Consider the following 15,004-nt stretch of genomic DNA (forward strand, 5'->3'; position numbering starts at 1 on the left):
GTCACACCGGGTCGGTGCCGGCCTCGAGCTGCTTCTTGCGGATCATGGACTTGGCCACGAGCTCCGACACGTTAAGCACCTGCACCTTTTCCTGAGCGCCTCGATCACTCACCCCATCTTGCAGCATGATCGTGCAGAACGGGCAGGCCGTGGCCACGGCGTCTGCCCCCGTGGCGAGCACCTCGTCGACGCGGTTGTGGTTCACCCGGGTCCCCGTGTGCTCTTCCATCCACATGCGCCCGCCGCCGGCACCGCAGCAAAAGCCGTGTTCGCGGGAACGCTCCATCTCGATCCTCGACCCGCCCACGTGGTCGAGGGCCGCGCGGGGCGCGTCGTACTCGTCGTTCCACCGGCCGAGGTAGCAGGGATCGTGGAAGGTGACGCGTTTGACCCCGTCGCCATCCTTTTGCACCTTCACCTTGCCCGCTTCGACCAGGTCCCGGATCACCTGCGTGTGATGCTTCACCTCGAAGGTGCCGCCCAGCTGCGGGTATTCGTTCTTGATGGTGTGAAGGCAGTGGGGGCACGCCGTAATGACCTTCTTGACCTTCTTTTCGTTCAGAGACTCGACGTTTTGCTGCCCCAGCATTTGGTACAGCATCTCGTTGCCCGCCCGCCGCGCGGGATCTCCCGTACAGGTCTCTTCCACGCCCATCACCGCAAAGTCCACGCCACCCTCCTTGAGGATGTCGACCAACGCCACGGTCTGCTTCTTGATGCGGTCGTCGTAAGCCCCCGCACAGCCGACCCACAGCAGGTACTCCGCGTTGGGTTTGTCGTCGAGGGTAGGCACATCGTGGCCTTCTGCCCAATCCATGCGCTTGTCGGGCCCGAGGCCCCAGGGGTTACCGTTTTGCTCCAGGTTCTTGAAGGTGCGTGCCAAATCTGGGGGGACCTTTTCCTGCAGCAAAACGAGGTTTTGGCGCATCTGGAGGATCTTGCCCGGCTGATCGATGAACACGGGGCAGACTTCCTGGCACGCGCCGCAGGTGGTGCACGCCCACAACGCCTCCTCGGAGGTGCGGCCTCCCACGAGGGGAATGTCCGAGGCAATGGCTTTCTCGCCCTCCTGTCCGTGCTGAAAGCGTTCGAGCAGCGTGTCGAGGGGCCCGCGCTTCAAGTTGTGCTTCATGTCGTCGCGCACGTCGTGCACGATCTGCATGGGCGATAGCGGCTTGTCGGTGTTGTAGGCGGGGCACGCATTCGTGCAGCGCGCGCATTCGGTGCAGGCGTAGCCGTCAAGCAGGGACTTCCACGTGAAGTCCTTGTATTCGTTGACGATGCCGATCTGCTCGATCTCGTCGGCCTCCATGTTCAGCTTGGGCAGAACGCCCTTTTGCCCGAGCTCCCGAAAGTAGATGTTGGGCAGCGCCGCAATGATGTGGCTGTGCTTCGAGTAAAGCAGGTAGTTCAGGAACCCCAGAACGACCAGGGCGTGAACCCACCAGTTCACTTCGGCGATCACATGGGCGAGGCCGCTCGACACGCCCGAAAAAGCCTGCCCGATCAGCGCCGAGAGCGGGAACCCGGGCTCGGGTGTGCCATGAGCGACCCCGGCGAAGCCGTGCATCAGGAAGTGGGTGATCATCAGCATGGCGATGGCGCCCAGGATCGCCGCCGCGTCGCGGCTCATGGGGATGAGCCGCGGTTGCATGACCACGCGGCGGAATACGGAAAACGCGATGACGCCGAGCACGAGGGCGTTGGACCAGTCGATCGCCGTCCACGTCCAGCGTGCCAGGGTGTCGCCCAGCACCAGCGCCAGGTTGAAGCTCGGGAACAGCCCCTGGGTGAGGATCTCGACCGTCCCGATGGTGATGACGATGAAGCCCCAGAAAATGATGAAGTGGTGCTTCGAGCCGATGGCGTTCACGAGCCCCTGCATGCGGCTCGAGGGCAAATGGTTGCGTTCGACCACTTTGCGCTGGCCGAAGAAGAAGGTGATGACGGAGCCAATGCGTTCGCCGACGCGGTCGAAGCGGTCTTCGGGTTTCCCTGCGAGGACCAGTCGACCGAATCGCCGAACGGTCCAGGCGAAGAACCCGAGCGCGGCCACCAGAACCGCCGCGAAGATCAAGCGTTTCAGCATAGCTACGTGGTATCACGCTCCGGCCCGAGGGGCGAGCTGTGCGGCGAGTCAGTCTTCGGCCAACGGCCGCCGCCTGTCTGCGGAACGCTTGCTTTGCCGGCTCGACCGCCCTATACGTCCCGCATGGCGCTCAATAAGGCCCTCATCGACATCCTGGCTTGTCCCAAATGCAAAGGCGCGCTCGAGCTGGCTGCCAACGAGAGCGAGTTTCGCTGCCTGGCGTGTAAGCTTTCTTACCAAGTAATCGATGACATACCGAACTTCGTCATCGAGGAAGCCCGGCCTCTCGAAAGCTGAGCGCCCGTTCCTCCCTGGGCCGCAGGTGGGGCCATGTCGGATTTCTTGGCGCCTGTGGCGCGGCGCCCTAGTCTGGCACCATGAACCTAGAGCGACGTCGCGTGGCCCAGGATCGGAGGCAGTCCGATCGGGTGATGTCCATCTTCGCGGTCAAAAGCGCGGTGGGGCCGGACGTTCATCTCAGCCAGTGTGAGGACCTGGCCCCTTCGGGCATGACCCTTCGCCGTCCTGGCGGGCTACCCCTGGCCGAAGGCATGCAGGTCTCGTTGTATTTCGAGCTTCCCGGCCAAGGCGAGGAGATCGAAGCGACCGCCGTGGTCATGAGCGACCAACGCGCTGGCAAGTTTCGCCGCACGGGCCTCCGATTTTCCGAGTTGTCTGGCGAAGCGGCCAGGAAGATCGACCTGTTCTGCCGGACCCGTGTGCGAACCTCCTCCCGAGAGGGCGGCGCGGCCAGTGCCTGGATCTAACGCGCGAACGGCCGTTGAGGCCGCCCCACCCGAGGAGGGGCGGCCGCGATAGATCCCGCCAGCTTGGACGTGGCGTTTTGACCTACTCGAGCAAGCTGCGAAGCATCCAGGCGGTCTTCTCGTGGATCTGCATTCTCTGCGTGAGCAAATCGCAGGTGGGCTGATCATTGGCCTCTTCTGCCGTGGAAAAGGCAGCACGTGACGTTCTGGCCACCGCTTCGTGTCCCTGTGCGAGCAGCTGGATCATCTCCTGCGCCTTGGGAATGTTCTCTTCCTCCTGGATAGAGGACAGTGACGAGAACTGCTTGTAGGTCCCCGGTGCGGGGAAGCCAAGCGCGCGAACACGTTCAGCGATCGCATCCACGGCCAAGGCCAACTCGTTGTAGTGCTGCTCGAACATCAAATGCAGGGTCTGAAACATCGGACCCGTGACGTTCCAGTGGAAATTGTGAGTCTTGAGATAAAGCGTGTACGTGTCAGCCAGCACCTTCGATAGCCCGGTGGCGATTTGCTGGCGATGTTGCGCATCAATGCCAATGTTCACTTCCATTCGCTCTCTCCTTTGAAAATTCCGACGCCGAGACGATCAAGCTACAACTTTGATCTCTCGATCGCCACACCACCCCCCTGCAGGTTACGAAGCCGTAAAGCTGACGCGGATCAGGCCCTTCCTTCGTTGCAGGAGCCTCCAGGAACGGCACTTGCAGTCGATTCCGGTGAAGGAGACGAAAATGGCAAGCGACGATAAAGCGAACGTGAGTGGAAAGGTCATGGGAGCAGCCAAAAAAGCCGCGAGCTGGCTATCCGGAGAGACAGGCATTCTGGCGACGCTCAAACAGGAGCACGGCGAAGTGTCGGCGCTGATGGGCAAGGTGGTCGCCACGGAAGGCAAAGACAACGCCAGCCGAGAACGCCAGCAAGTGTTCCAGCAGGTTCGACGTGAGCTTCTGGCTCACGCCCGGGGAGAGGAGCGAGAATTTTATCCTCGCCTCCTCCAGTTTCCGGAGACGGAGCCTCTGGCGCGCCAGTCGATGAACGAACACCAAGACATCGAGGCTCTGCTCGAGCAGCTGGCGCGGATGGACGACACCGATGCGGGTTGGATGAACACATTCCGAGCGCTTCGAGACAATGTCCAGCACCACGTGAAGGAAGAGGAGAACGATCTTTTTCCCCGCGTGGCCGATGTGCTCGACAAGGACCGATTGCGCGAAATGAACGACGGCTACGAGCAGGTTCACCGTGCCGAGCTTTCGGCCTTGAGCTGATCGAACATACTTCCGTTTGCGGTTGAGAAGGCTCAGTCGATCCCCGGCCCGGAGATCGTTCACCCTCGGCGACGTTGGTGCGAACGTTCCTCTGGACCGGGGCCTTGGCGATCCTGACGCTCGTCGCGTGTTTGTCATGCGGGGCGAGGGCCGCTGCGCGGTCGCCAGGCACGGTCCCCGCGCTGCGCGGCTCTACCGTGGTGCTCGCGGTGAGTGGTGCAGGTCAGGTCGAGATTTTCATCCTGGGCGCAGACGGAGGGCTTGCGCCTGCGGGGCAGTCCACCGTGGGAAGCAAAGGCGGTTACGGAGCGTTTGCGGCTGGGAATGCACACGTCTACCTTGCCGATGAGGATAAAACCGCGGGAAGCCTCGTAGGGTTTCGTGTCTCTTCGGCACCTGCGGAACTCCAGCGGATCGGCACGTGGCCTTCCGGAGGGCGGCAGCCCGTGCATGTATTCGCTCCTCCGGGCGGCCGCTGGCTCCTGGTTGCAAACTTCCTGGATCCGAACGTGACGGTGTTCCCCATCGGGGCCGAAGGTGTTCTGGGTCCCGCTGCAGCCCAGGTGAATCCCGGCCGCGCGCCTCACCAGGCCCTCACCGATCCCAGCGGTCGCTTCGTGTTCATTCCCTGTCGTGACGACGATCACATCGCGCAATACCGCTTTGATTCTCGGAAGGGAACACTCACGCCCAACCACCCCCTTCGCGTGTCGACACCGGGCAGACCGCGCCACCTTGCGTTTCACCCGTCCGGCCGCTTCGCGTACCTCATGACAGAGTCGGACATTCCGGTGGTGGCTTACCGCTTCGATGCACGGTCGGGTGCGCTCGCGGACCCTAAGCCGGTTGACACGCGGGCGGGCGGTGGGGCCCATATCGTGGTCTCGCCCGACGGTGCGTTCGTTTATGGATCTGTGCGGCGGTCTCCCGCGGTCATCTATGTGTTTGCGGTGAAGGGCGACGACGGCAGCCTGATCGAGGTCCAGGCCTTCAGTGCGCAAGACATCTCGGGGCCCCGTGACTTTGCCTTGTCTCCTGATGGTCGCTTTTTGGTCGTAGGCGGCCAGGAACACCATCAGCTCGTCGTCCTGGCCCGAGATCCCCACGACGGACGTCTACGGGCCACCGGAAAAACGGCGAAGACGCGTGGCAGCCCCGCGTTCGTGGGCGTGGTCCCGTCGCCTTGAGGGGCGAGCCGCGCCTCAAGGGATCGGGTAAACGTCAGTCTGCGGGGACAGGCCGGGGCGCCAAAAGAGGCTGTGGCGAGGGGAAAACACGCGGCCCACTTCGTCATGGCGAGCGGCTCTGACGAGCGCCTCACGCAGGGATCGCACGATCGCGGGATGCGCGCGGGCGACGTCGTGTTCTTCGTAGGGATCACGCCCAAGGTCGAAGAGGGCATCGGTGCGTTCGGGGTCCTCCGTCGGCATCTTCTTTCGGGCGTAACCCGAGCGGCCAAACGTGATCAGCTTCCAGTCGCCTTGCCTCAGGGCTGCCATGCCCCCGGCAAACTTCCAGTAGAGCGTGCGCGGTCGGTCGACGCCCCGACCGAAGAGCCGTTGGCTCTGGTCCCAGCCATCCAGGTCACGAGGAAGGGATGGCAAAGCGCGGCCCGCGTGCGCCAAGATCGCTGCGAACGTGGGCAGCCAATCCGCCACGTGCATGACACCCGCTTCGATGCCTTCTGGGATCCTCCTCGGCCAATGAACGAACGCTGGCGTGCGGATGCCGCCCTCCCACACGGTGGCCTTCTGCCCGCGCAGCGGGGCGTTCGAGCCCGCGACCGTCGAGAGGAGGGGAGGATCTCCCACGCGCTCGGCCCAGTGCCCCGGTTCGAGCCGACCTGCGGCGCCGTTGTCGGATAGGAAAAGGATGAGCGTGTCCTCGAATTGGCGGGTATCCCTGAGCACGTCCACGAGGCGCCCCACGGACGCATCGAGCTGCGCGACGAAGCCCAGATAACGTCGCCAGCTGTCCCGATCTGCGGGCGTGAGGTCGTCTGGCAGCGTCTCGTAGGTCGCCGTGAAGTTCTTGGGGGCGTCCACGGGCGCGTGAACCGCAAAGTGCGACAGCATCAAGAACCACGGCCGCCCTGCGTAGCCACGGAGCAATCGCTCCGCCTCCGCCGTCACGAGTTCGGTGGTGTTGTGGCCCCGTTCATCGAGCGCTTCGCCGTTGCGATGCCAGGTGCGCGCGAGGGGGCCTGGCACATAGTCCTGCGTCCACGGATGGACAAACCCCGAAAGGGCACCGTAGCTGTCATCGAAGCCCTGCTCCCACGGCCGATGGCCGGGAGTGGCCCCGAGGTGCCACTTGCCCACGAGGCCCGTGCGGTAGCCAGCCGCCTTGAACAACCGAGGCAGGGTCAGTGTGTCGTCAGGAAACGCCGGTTCATCCGTCACGAAGAACGTGTCGAAGCGCGAAGGAAAGCGCCCTGTCAGCAGGGCCGTGCGCGTGGGCGTGCATTGCGGGGTCACGTAGTGAGCTTCGAGCCTGCGGCCTGCGCGGGCGAGCGCGTCGAGGTGGGGCGTCGTGATGCGCCCGCCAGGGGAGCGCCCCTCACGGCTGCCATGGTAGCCCACGTCTGCCCAGCCCAAGTCATCGGCCAGGATGACGAGCACGTTCGGGGCGGCTGACGTCAGCGCTGAGGTCGTTGCACTCGACCTGGTGGCGCTCCCGCACTGACACAGGAACGTCAACCACACCCCCAACCAGGTGGCTCCAAGCTTCGTCAAAAGAGGGCCATCGTAAGGGGGCCCGCTCATGGCAAGCAAGGTGTTTTTCCCGCGCGCGCCCTGCAGAAAAACGCCTGAAAACGCAGTAAGTAGAGGCAGTCATGTCTGCCCCCCTTCGCGCCTCCTTGAGCCTTTGCCTGTTGGCTGTCCTTGCGCGCCCGGCCGCCGGGAACCCAAAGCCCTCCTGGCAGCACCTGTCGAGCGCTGCTGGCCAGCTTCCCCCCCCTGGCACCTCGACCCAGCAGACCGGCTCCCTCGCGGGCGACCTCGACGGAGATGGCGTACCCGAGTTCGTCGTGGCCATGCGCAAGACGGCCCCGGCCCTCGTCTTTTACCGGCGTAGCGCCCACGGCTGGTCACGCCACGTGATTGAGCCCGCCAAGTTGGCGATCGAGGCGGGCGGGACCTCGCACGACATCGATGGTGACGGCGACCTCGATCTGGTCTTCGGGCAGGACGCCTCGGGCGCGGACCTGTGGTGGTGGGAGAACCCCGCGCCCGACGTCTCGAAGCCCTGGCACCGACGCCTCATCAAGAGCGGCGGCGCGCATCAACATCACGACCAGGTGTTCGCCGATTTTTTGGGCCTCAAACGGCCGCAGCTGGTGTTTTGGAATCAGGGCGCAAAGACGTTGTACTTGGCGCCCATACCCCCGAATCCACGGCAAGACACGCCCTGGCCCCTGCAGGTGGTTTACGCCGGTCGGGCCGGCGAGGGCGAGGAGAGCGCCGCCAGCTACCCTGAAGGGGCTTTTGCTTTCGATGTCGATGGCGACGAGCGCCCCGATCTGCTCGCGGGCAACGCCTGGTTCAAGGTCGACAAAGGGCAATGGCGAGCCACCCGGGTCGGGGTCCAGGGAGGGCGCATCGTGGCGGGTAGGTTTCGACACGGCAGCAAGGTGGCGCAAATCGTGATTGCGCCTGGTGATGGCAGCGGTCCGCTGATGTACTACGAGTGCACGGGCAATCCGCTCGAGCCTGCTTGTTGGAAAGGGCGTGCGCTGCTCGACCGCGATCTCACCCACGGCCATTCGTTGGCGGTGGCCGATATCGACGGTGATGGCCACGAAGACATCTTTGCGGCCGAAATGGCGGCGTGGGGGCCCTGTCCCGCTGATTGCTTCCCCGAGGCAGAGGCATTCGTCCTTTACGGCAACGGCCGTGGGGGCTTTAGGACCACCAAGCTCGTAAAGGGCCATGGCTGGCACGAACCGCAGCTCGGTGACTTCGATGGCGATGGTGATCTCGACATCCTCAACAAACCCTACACATGGCAAGCCCCTCGCGTGGACTTGTGGCTTCAAAACGGCACCCGGCCCCGGGTCCATCCGCTTCCCCTCGCGCCCTTTCGTCGCCACGCCCTCGACGCGTTGAAGGCCCGCGGCATGTTCGTGCGCACGGGTGATCTGAATGGTGACGGATGGATCGATGTGGCGGTTGCGGATCGCGTGTATCTGAATCCGGGCTCTCTGTCTGCGCCCTGGGTTGGAAAGCCCATTGGGGCGCCGCTACGGAACGTGGCCGCTCTCCTCGATATCGATGGCGATGGCGATCTCGACGTGCTGGGAACGCAAGGGGAGGGGGCCGCGCGCAACCCGGCTTTTGCGTGGGCGCGCAACGACGGCCAGGCAAGCTTCACGGTGTTCACGAACATCCCCGTGGGCAGCGGTGACTTCCTTCAGGGTGTGGCGTTCGCGCGCTTCCGCCACGGCGGGCCCCTCGAGATCGCGCTCTCCTGGCACGACGTCGCGACCTCGATCGAGGTGCTTACCGTTCCCGCCGATCCCACCAGTCCTTGGGCGCTTCGTCCTCTCGGCCCCTTCACCGAAAAAGAAGAGCTGACGGCGCGAGATCTCGACGGCGACGGTGACGAAGACCTTTTTCTCGGCAACGCATGGCTCGAGAACCCCGGCACCCCCGAGGGCCCCTGGCCTCCTCACGTGATTGGCGAGGTGACCCAACCCAAAGCCGAACCCGATAGGCACGCTCTCGGTGACTTCGATGGGGACGGCCGAGTTGACGCCGTGGTGGGGTTGGAGGAGGGCACCGACCTGCTGCTGTTCAGCGCCGGCAAAGACCCGCGGAAGCCCTGGCGGCGCCGAGTCATCGGCCATACGCCCGGTGGCGGGTTCAGCATGGGCGCGGCAGATTTTGATGGTGACGGTGACTTGGACGTCGTCGTGGGAGAGCACCGAGGGGTCCGCGAGAACCACACCTGGATCTTCGTCAACGACGGCAAAGGTCGGTTCACACGCCGCGCGGTCGATGTTGGTGATGCAGCTCTCATTGACCATCACGATGGATCGGTGCCCGTCGATCTCGATGGAGACGGTGACCTGGATGTCGTGTCCGTGGGCTGGTACACGCCCACGCTCTGGGTGTTGGAGAACCGGGCCCTCGTGAAGTGAGCGCACGCGCCCCGTCAGCTAAGTACCCTTGGCCTCGCCATGGAAGCGCGGAACGGAAAATCCTGGCTTTGGCTCGATCTCGACGCGCGAGTAGGCGTGCACGAAGGCGTGGGCTACCGCCCCTACGGCCTCTGCACTCGGATGTCTCGCGTCTCCTTGCCACAGGTCCATTCCCAAGGGATTCGTCTGGAAAAACTCGTAAATGGGAAAGTACGAAACACCTGAGGTTTCGTCCTGCTCTTCAAGGAGCGCAAAGACCGCGGCAAGCAGCACGGCTTTCGAACGGGAGTTGGCGACCTGAGGGTGAAGACCTCGTTTCGCCGTGTGTTTGAGCGGTACCGGCGACACCGTGATGACGATGGGGATCGTCGGGCCTTTGTGCAGCTGGATCAGGCTCACGATGTCACGAAGGTCTTGGAGGCACTCGTCGGGCGACAAGAAGCGGTTCGAGAAGGCCCCCGGCGGGAGTCCGTCGAAAGCGACGGCGTCTCTGTAGGGGGCGCGGTTCACGACCACGCGCGCTGCTCCCACCTGAGCCTCCCAGATATCCGCCAGACCCAGCGTGATGAGGAAGGAGTCCGCTGCCGCAAACATGTCCCGCGACTTGGCTGAAACCTCTTCCTTGACGAGGGCAAGCTCGCCCGGTGTCGTTGCATCCACGCAATGCCGGGTAGCATCGATGTAGGCGCGGGTCCCGCCCTCGACATCGACCACCCAGTCGACGTGCGGAACCGCTTGCCCCACTGCTCTGCGCAGCTCGTAGAGGATGGTGCGGGGGTTGTAGTGCATACCCCAGGACACTGCAGGCACGGAGAACCCGTGGTGGCGCAGCCACCGGTTGAGCTCCATGGCGAAGCAGCTCCCAATGGAGTAGGTGCGCGAGTCCCACTCGAGAAATCTTCGGGGCCTGATGGGCCGCTCGAGAGGGCTACTCTGCTTCGTCCACTTGGCGCCCACGTGCGGAAGGTCGCTTCTCCACGACATCAACTCACTCCTATCCGTTCGGTAAGGCATGCGCCGTGGCGTTTTGAGAGTGGAAGAGGCGAAGCTCTTCCGGCCCGAGCGGGTGCCGTACGTACACGCCTTGCTGCGGCTCGAGGGCGGTACGCCGCGCGCGGACTCCTCGAGACAGGTCCACCCGCTTCACGGCAAAATCCGCATGGGCCAGGCACCAGCCCACAAAGACGTCTTCTAGAACGTGTTGGCGCAGGCTCAGGTCACTTGCCGCGGCCACCACGGAGGCTGCCCGGCGGCTCACGAAGTAGCCGAAGCCCTCGGCGAAGAGGTCCGGGAAGGGGCCCCGGAAGGGGACCTCGGCATCGCGGGAGCTGCACTTTCCGTAGTGCCACGTTTCGACGATGCCCGGAACGGGAGGGGTCAACCGCCCCGCGTAGTCGACGCCGTCGAGCTCGAGGTTTGCCGAAACATCCAGGTGGACGTAGCTGTCGTCATCACACTTCAGGATGTGCTCGAAAGCAGAGAACTCGAGAGCCCACCGGAAAAGCGCTCGCGTTTTCTCCGGTAGGCATTCGTACGCGTCGCGCACGGGAAGGGTCAGAGACGAACCCACCACCGTGGGTGCCGGGTCCATGCCGTCGCCGTATACGAAGAGCGCTGCGACGCCTTTGGGAAGAGGCTGAGCCAACCAGGTCTCCCGGATGGCTTGAACCCGATCATGGTTGCGCTCGCATGTGGTGATGCAAACCAGAAGGCGGGACCTTCCGTAGTCAGGGCCGACACGGCTCTCACGCTGTCGCGTCTGTCTCATCCCGGGCGAACCATGATATACGCATTCGTGTGTCGAGTCGATCGGTCAATGAGCAAGCTCCTGTCCGGAAATTGAGGATGGCGCGGCGATTCGCCTGGGAGCATCACCGGGAGGGGTGGTCCCGCGTAGAGGACCTCGTGGAAAAGCATCTGGTCACAGCGGACGGTTTGCTTTTCGTAAGCGCCGTCGAGGATCAGCTGTTTCACTACGGGCCCGTGCGAGAGCCCTGGGTAGGCGTCATCCATCAAGTGCCTCACCATGACCTCCCTGGATTTCCCGACCTCGAGCGTTTCGTGAAGCTTCGCGCCTGGAAGGAAAGCGAGCCGTACTGCCGGGGCCTTTGGACGTTGTGCGACTATTTGCGGCGGTTTCTCGTCGACCGCGGGGTCAGGGTGCCTGTGGGCGTGGTCCCGTATCCCTCAGCGCGCGACGTTCCAGCCTTCGACTGGCATCGGTTCATGAATCGTCCGCGGCGCCGCCTCCTTCATGTGGGCGAGTTTCTGAGGAACTATCAGGCGTTTTTCGATCTGGACGTTCCAGATTGGCAGAAGGTGATGCTCTTGCCGGAAGATTGGGAGCGTCGCTCGAAAGCACTACACCTCAACGACTCCGTCGAGCTCCTTCCTACGCTCTCGAACGAGGAGTACGACCAGGTGCTGACCGATAGCGCGGTCTTTCTCGACCTCTTCGATGCACCTGCCAACACGGCCGTCGTGGAGTGTCTCGCGAGAGGAACGCCCCTCTGCGTGAATCGGGTGGGGGGCATCGAAGAGTACCTCGGACGGGCGTATCCCCTGTATCACCGCGGCGATGCTGCCGAAGTTCTGGGCGACCTCGAGCGGGTACGTGCAGCTCACCATTACCTCGTGGAGCGTCGAACCACCTTCGGATCGGATACCCATTTCCTCGAACGGCTGGCGGGGAGCGCCTGTTACGTGTCGTTGCCAGTCCCGCCGTCTTCGCGCACGGAGTTCCCGTCCTTCGAGGTCACGGTGCTGATTGCGACTTACGCTCGCGTGTACAACCTCCGCGCACAGTTAGAGGCCTTTTCGCGCCAAGAGCAGGCGCCGACATTCGAGATCGTGTTGTGGAACAACGACGCACGGAACTCTCGCGAGATCGACGAGATCGTTGCCAACGCTCCCGGTCATCTCAGGATTCGTGTGATCCACAGCAGCGAAAACATCTACTGCGCCATGCGATGGGCGGTGCCGGCCTTCGCACGCAGTGACGTGTTGCTCGTCTGCGACGACGACGTCTGCCCGAAACCATCCTACCTTCGCGTGATGGTCGACGCTCATCGTCGGTTGGGTCCGGAGGCCGCGCTATGCCTGAGGGGCCACAAGTTCAAGCCTCATGCCCTCAATCTCGAAGACCCAGGCCGAGAATGGCGGCGCGGTGAGCACAGTGCATTTTTCGATGAATCGGCTCCGGAATGCGACGTCCACTTCGCCCATGCCGACAATTTCGTCATCTCGCTCGATCTGCTCCGTCGAGCGTCGCTTCATCAGATGACCCACCCCGAGTACGTGCTCGTGGATGACTATTGGTTGTCGTATGTCCTTTCGGCACGCCTCGGAGTGACGCTCCGCAAGCTATGCGCACCCGACATCTTCGAGTTCACTCCCTGTGCAGACGATCCGAACATCGCCCTCTATCACAACCCGAAGGTTCAAGAGCAGAGGACGCGTCTTTACGTCGAGCACATGCTTGCGGGCTGGCCGATTTTCGACGAAAGCTCTCGGAGCGTGGCTTCGACGCAGGTCACAAGTTCGCGCGAACCCCTTCGATGACTCTGTCGAAATCTCCGTCCGGCATTCCCACGAATGAAGGCAGATAGATCCCGCGACGAGAGAGGCGCGCTGTCCGGGGAAAGTCTCTGTGAGCGATGGGCGTGCAGGGCTGCTCACTTACGGGATGGAAGAAGGGGCGTGTCTCGACGCCGGCTTTCAGCAGCCGGTCCGCGAAAGCCTCCCGAACGGCATGCTCAGGAAGAAGGACCCCGAATACCCAGTACGAGTTCAGTGCCCGTGGTGACTCCGGCGGAAGGATCAGCCCGGGGATGCCCTCGAGGCGTTCTCTATAGCGGCGTGCCAGTGAACGCTTCTCATCGAGGGCCCGCCCCAAGAACGGCAGCTGCGCGCATCCAAACGCCGCCAGCATGTTCGAAAGCCGTGCGTTGTAGCCCGCGCGGTGGTGGACGAAGCGCTCGGACCAGGTTTGTCCAAAACACAGATTCCTCAGGTCCCGCAGGTGTTCGGCCGTTGCGGCGTCGTTCGTGACGAGGGCCCCCCCTTCCCCGGTCGTTACGACCTTATTGGCGTAAAAGCTAAACACCGCGATGTCGCCGAACGAACCTGCCGGCCTTCCCTCCAGCGTGGCGCCTAGCGCCTCCGCAGCGTCTTCCAGGACCCATAGCCCGTTCCGTTTGGCAATGTCACAGATGCGGAGGGCATCGGCGGGGTGGCCGTAAGTGTGGACCATCATGACCCCGCGAGTTTTGGGGGTCAGGGCGGCTTCTACCTCGTCTGGATCCATGTTCCAGGTGTCGTCGGCGTCGACCGGAACCACCTTTACACCCCGGCGAAGGAGCGCGGCGATCGGCGCAAACATACAGAAGTTCGGAACGATGACCTCGTCACCGGGGCCAGCCCGAAGTTCTTCCAGCGCCAAGTCGATCGCAGCGGTACCGCTCGACACCGCGACGGCGTAGCGTGTCCCGGCTGCCTCGGCCACGAGCGCCTCCATGCGCTCGACGAAGTTGCCGGTTCCCGATATCTGCGTCGAGCGCAGGGCCTCGAGTACGTAGCCTTCCTCGAGTCCGAATAGGTGAGGGCGGCAGACGGGTACCCGCGGAGCTAGTCTCGAGGCATCCATGACCAGCGAGCTCCGTTGTCGCGGAACCAGGCCACGGTCCGGCTGAGCCCCTCGTCGAGCGACACGAGTGGCTCCCAGTTCGTGAACGTCCGCAGCTTGCGATTGTCTGCGCAGAACCTGCGGATATCGTGGCGACGAAGGCGGCTCGGGTCGACATCGACCCGCACGTCCTTGACGCCCATGATTGCCGCCAGGCGCTTCACGATCCCTGCGACCGAATGCGCGTGGCCTGAACCGACGTTGACCACGTCCCCATCGGGCACCTGAGAGGTCATGAGAGCGGCGAGCGCCCGTGCCGTGTCATCGACGAAGGTGAAGTCGCGTTCGGCCTCCAGGTTGCCGAGGCTCAAGCTCGGTCCGTTGCTGAGTTGCCGAATCAGCTCGGGAATCAGGTAGGGATGGGTTGCTCGCGGACCGAAACAGTTGAAGATTCTGGCGACCAACACGGGAAGCCCGTGCTCGAGGTAAAACGTGTGACAGAGCCGGTCCGCAGCAAGCTTTGCCACCGCGTAGGTGTTCACGGGGAGCAAGGCGGAACCTTCGTCGATCCTGTCCTCTTTCGTTTCGCCATACACCTCGGTCGACGAGACGTGAAGGACCCGCTTTATCCCTGCCTCCTTCGCTGCGCGCAGGACGTTCAGTGTGGTGATCAGGTTCCGATCGAAGAAGCGCTGCGGGAACTCGTAGGCCTCAGGGACGAACGTGTCGCCGATGCAGTTGAACACCAAATCGATCTCGTTCGCACGCAGCACCTTCGTGAGCTGAAACGGATCCATCGCGTCCCCTTCGACGTCGAGAACCTGAGGGACGCGTGGCAGATTCGCGGACGATCCCTTCGAGTAGTCGTCGAACGACACCACCCGGGCTCCGAGCTCAACCAGTACGCGCGTAAGTGCGGAGCCTACAAATCCTGCGCCCCCCGTGACCAGCGTCGTCTGCTCTGCCAGCTTCAACACGTCCTCCATGCGATGGCAGAGTACCGCCAGCCAGGTCTAGTCTGTCAAGCGTCGACACGAATTTGACTTGTCCATTTCGCGGAGCTTGGAGTAACCTCGCTGCAACAACTCGGAAGGGGACACATGGCGAGACGAA

The 15,004-nt window shown here is 63.3% G+C and carries 13 protein-coding genes; 6 read left to right on the plus strand and 7 right to left on the minus strand.

What is annotated here, in order from left to right; genetic code table 11:
- Window position 1: 1 nt before the first annotated feature.
- Window positions 2–2,089 carry a 4Fe-4S dicluster domain-containing protein gene (locus KA712_07175; GenBank protein MCG5052726.1) on the minus strand — a complete coding sequence of 696 codons (2,088 nt, stop codon included), beginning with the start codon at window positions 2,087–2,089 and terminating at the stop codon, window positions 2–4.
- Between the two features lie 123 nt (window positions 2,090–2,212).
- Here KA712_07175 and KA712_07180 point away from each other — a divergent pair, with 123 nt between their 5' ends.
- Entirely contained in the window at window positions 2,213–2,386 is a 174-nt protein-coding gene (locus tag KA712_07180) for a Trm112 family protein (GenBank protein ID MCG5052727.1), read from the plus strand.
- Window positions 2,387–2,466: 80 nt separating this feature from the next.
- Window positions 2,467–2,856, plus strand: coding sequence for a PilZ domain-containing protein (locus KA712_07185; protein ID MCG5052728.1), 390 nt, complete (start codon window positions 2,467–2,469; stop codon window positions 2,854–2,856).
- An 82-nt stretch (window positions 2,857–2,938) separates the two neighbouring features.
- Here the strand turns inward: KA712_07185 and KA712_07190 are convergent, their stop codons facing one another.
- The gene (locus KA712_07190; GenBank protein ID MCG5052729.1) at window positions 2,939–3,406 is read right to left on the minus strand and encodes a DNA starvation/stationary phase protection protein; all 468 of its coding nucleotides are present in this window, start codon (window positions 3,404–3,406) and stop codon (window positions 2,939–2,941) included.
- A 181-nt stretch (window positions 3,407–3,587) separates the two neighbouring features.
- On the opposite strand from KA712_07190, the gene KA712_07195 reads away from it, so the two are divergent.
- Complete coding sequence (locus tag KA712_07195) at window positions 3,588–4,124, plus strand: hemerythrin domain-containing protein (protein ID MCG5052730.1); 537 nt, start codon at window positions 3,588–3,590, stop codon at window positions 4,122–4,124.
- 77 nt (window positions 4,125–4,201) lie between these two features.
- Complete coding sequence (locus KA712_07200; protein ID MCG5052731.1) at window positions 4,202–5,311, plus strand: lactonase family protein; 1,110 nt, start codon at window positions 4,202–4,204, stop codon at window positions 5,309–5,311.
- Window positions 5,312–5,326: 15 nt separating this feature from the next.
- On the opposite strand, the gene KA712_07205 is transcribed toward KA712_07200, so the two are convergent.
- Window positions 5,327–6,889: an arylsulfatase gene (locus tag KA712_07205; protein MCG5052732.1), complete on the minus strand. Its 1,563-nt coding sequence runs from the start codon at window positions 6,887–6,889 to the stop codon at window positions 5,327–5,329.
- 71 nt (window positions 6,890–6,960) lie between these two features.
- Here KA712_07205 and KA712_07210 point away from each other — a divergent pair, with 71 nt between their 5' ends.
- Window positions 6,961–9,267: a VCBS repeat-containing protein gene (locus KA712_07210; GenBank protein MCG5052733.1), complete on the plus strand. Its 2,307-nt coding sequence runs from the start codon at window positions 6,961–6,963 to the stop codon at window positions 9,265–9,267.
- Window positions 9,268–9,285: 18 nt separating this feature from the next.
- Here KA712_07210 and KA712_07215 read toward each other — a convergent pair whose 3' ends face one another.
- Window positions 9,286–10,251, minus strand: a complete 966-nt coding sequence (locus tag KA712_07215) for a GSCFA domain-containing protein (GenBank protein ID MCG5052734.1) — start codon at window positions 10,249–10,251, stop codon at window positions 9,286–9,288.
- A gap of 10 nt (window positions 10,252–10,261) precedes the next feature.
- Window positions 10,262–11,035 carry a hypothetical protein gene (locus KA712_07220; GenBank protein MCG5052735.1) on the minus strand — a complete coding sequence of 258 codons (774 nt, stop codon included), beginning with the start codon at window positions 11,033–11,035 and terminating at the stop codon, window positions 10,262–10,264.
- A gap of 77 nt (window positions 11,036–11,112) precedes the next feature.
- On the opposite strand from KA712_07220, the gene KA712_07225 reads away from it, so the two are divergent.
- Window positions 11,113–12,828, plus strand: a complete 1,716-nt coding sequence (locus KA712_07225) for a glycosyltransferase (protein MCG5052736.1) — start codon at window positions 11,113–11,115, stop codon at window positions 12,826–12,828.
- Here KA712_07225 and KA712_07230 read toward each other — a convergent pair.
- Window positions 12,800–13,912 (minus strand): DegT/DnrJ/EryC1/StrS family aminotransferase, encoded by a 1,113-nt coding sequence (locus KA712_07230; protein ID MCG5052737.1) that lies wholly within the window; start codon window positions 13,910–13,912, stop codon window positions 12,800–12,802. The two genes, KA712_07225 and KA712_07230, sit on opposite strands and share 29 nt — an antisense overlap.
- Window positions 13,894–14,877, minus strand: a complete 984-nt coding sequence (locus KA712_07235; GenBank protein ID MCG5052738.1) for a GDP-mannose 4,6-dehydratase — start codon at window positions 14,875–14,877, stop codon at window positions 13,894–13,896. Before KA712_07235 ends, KA712_07230 begins: the two co-directional genes overlap by 19 nt.
- Window positions 14,878–15,004 lie beyond the last annotated feature (127 nt).

This window comes from Myxococcales bacterium (assembly GCA_022184915.1).
Classification (GTDB): domain Bacteria; phylum Myxococcota_A; class Polyangia; order Fen-1088; family Fen-1088; genus JAGTJU01.